The 2,249-nt window shown below is 70.7% G+C and carries 2 protein-coding genes; both read left to right on the top strand.

The window, feature by feature from the left end; all coding sequences use genetic code 11:
• Position 1 precedes the first annotated feature (1 nt).
• A complete protein-coding gene (locus EEJ42_RS32085; protein WP_123105421.1) occupies positions 2 to 1,129 on the top strand; it encodes a hypothetical protein in 1,128 nt (375 codons plus the stop codon).
• Positions 1,130 to 1,442: 313 nt separating this feature from the next.
• Positions 1,443 to 2,249 (top strand): phosphatase PAP2 family protein (locus tag EEJ42_RS32080; RefSeq protein WP_184503370.1); only part of this gene is annotated, 807 nt, incomplete at its 3' end.

The following is a 2,249-nucleotide window of genomic DNA, read 5'->3' as shown; positions in this document are numbered from 1 at the left end:
CGTGGCGCTCGCCGCGCTGCGCCGGGCCGCCCCGGCGCTGCTGCTGTATGCCGGGACGCGCGTGCTCGGCCTCGTGGTTCTCGCGGTCTGGGGGGCGGCTGCCGGCAAGAGTGCGCACCAGCTCCTCTCGGCCCGCTGGGACTCGCTCTGGTACTCCCGCATCGCCGAGGAGGGATACGGCTACACGATCCATCTGGCCGACGGGTCGGTCCACTCCAACCTGGCGTTCTTCCCGATGCTCCCCTGGCTGGAGCGCGGCATATCGGCCGTGACGCCGCTGAGCGTGCCGGACGCGGGGCTGGCCGTGAGTTCGATCACCTCGCTGCTGGCCGCGTGGGGAATCTTCGCGGTCGGCGATCTGGTGTACGGGCGCCGGGTGGGGATCACGCTGGCGGTGCTCTGGGGCGTGCTGCCGGTCGGGATCGTGCAGTCGATGGCGTATTCGGAGTCGCTCTTCACGGCGCTGGCCGCCTGGTCGGTGTACGCGGTGCTGACCCGGCGTTGGGTGTGGGCGGGGGTCCTCGCGGCGCTCGCGGGGCTCACCCGGCCGGTGGGGGCGGCGGTGGTCGCCGCGGTGTGGATCACGGCGGCGGTGGAGCTGCTGCCCGGCGGGCGGTGGCGCCAGGCGTGGCGTACGAATGGGCGCGTGCTGGCCGGGATGGCGATCGCGCCGCTGGGCTGGCTGGGCTATGTGACCTGGGTGGCGGTGCGGACCGACAGCCTCACCGGCTACTTCGACGTCCAGAACGGCTGGGGAAACGGATTCGACGGCGGGCTGGCCTTCGCGGCCTTCATCGGCGGGCTGTTGGTGCATCCGCCGTTCGTGGCCGGAATCGCGCTGCTCCTCGCCGTGGTCGCGCTGCTCTGGCTGTATGTGTGCTGCATACGGCAGAGCCAGCCGCTGCCGCTGCTGGTGTACACCGGTGCAGTGCTCGTCCTCGCGCTGGCCGCCAAGGGGTACTTCGGCTCCAAGCCGCGGCTGCTCATACCCGCCTTCCCCGTGCTGATCCCGCTCGCGATCGCCCTGGCCCGACTGCGTCCGGCGCGCACCGCGCTGATCCTGGGCTCGGTGGGGCTGGCCTCCGCGGCGTACGGGGCCTGGTGGTTGCACGGCTCGGGACCGCCGTGATCCGGCCACCCGGTCAGGCCGGGCGGCGGCCCGCCGGACGCGGCGGCGGGAGCCCGTCTGTCGCCCCGGCGACGCACCGGGAAACAGTGAGGAACACCACGGCCAATCGCCGATAAACACCCCTGTAAGAATTCCATAAAGAGATCGCTCTTCGCTGATAGGAAGGCCAGCGCACAAATGTGCCGGGGCCTCGTGCATTCCTCGGAAAGGGGCGGCCAAAAGCAGCCCGACGAGACGCACCCCACATCACATCGTCATCACAAAGCGACCTGATCGACTGAACCCCCCTGTCACGCAATGTAACGTCGATTAGGTGCGTACCGAAGACAAGCTCCTCAAGGCGGAGCGACCTACCGATCTCGCGCGGCGCGATCCCGCGCGACCGCGGATGACCCGAACACGCTTCTGGCTGCTCGGAACCACCCTCGCGGTCTATGCCGCGACCGTGATCGGCGTGCTCACCACCTCGTGGCTGGTGAGGTTCGACTGGCAGGTCATGCTCTTCCGGCCCTACAAGCAGTGGCCGGAGTTCCACATGTTCCTGGACTACTTCGTCGTGATGGGCCAGCGCGGACCCACCGCGGTGGCGGTCGCCGCCTGGCTGGGGTGGTGCTGCTACAAGCAGCGCACCCTGCGCCCGGGGCTGGTGCTGGGCACCTCGCTGCTGCTGCTGAACGCCACCGTGGGCGCGGTGAAAATCGGCTTCGGCCGACTCGGTCCGCACTACGCGACGAGCGTCGGCGCCAATGAGATGTGGCGCACCGGCGATATATTTCCTTCGGGTCACACTGCGAACGCGGTGGTCACCTGGGGTGTGCTGGCCTATCTGGCGACCACTCCCCTGGCCCGCAGGATCGCCTCGCTGATCGCCGCGGGCTTCGCCTTCGGCGTCGGCATGACGACCGTCTACCTCGGCACCCACTGGCTGAGCGACGTGGTGCTCGGCTGGGCCGCCGGAGTGCTGGTCCTGCTGGCCCTGCCGTGGCTGGAGCCGGCGATGGCCCGTGCCGAGGTGCTGCTGCTGGGCCTGTACCGGCGGATCCGCGACGGCCGGGCGGCGGCGCCCGTACCGCCCGCGCGGCCGGTCCCCGGCCCCGCCCTGGCCACACCGCGGGCCGCG

The organism is Streptomyces botrytidirepellens (assembly GCF_003721215.1).
Taxonomy (GTDB): Bacteria; Actinomycetota; Actinomycetes; order Streptomycetales; family Streptomycetaceae; genus Streptomyces; species Streptomyces himastatinicus.
This window is presented reverse-complemented; position numbering and strand designations above follow the sequence as displayed.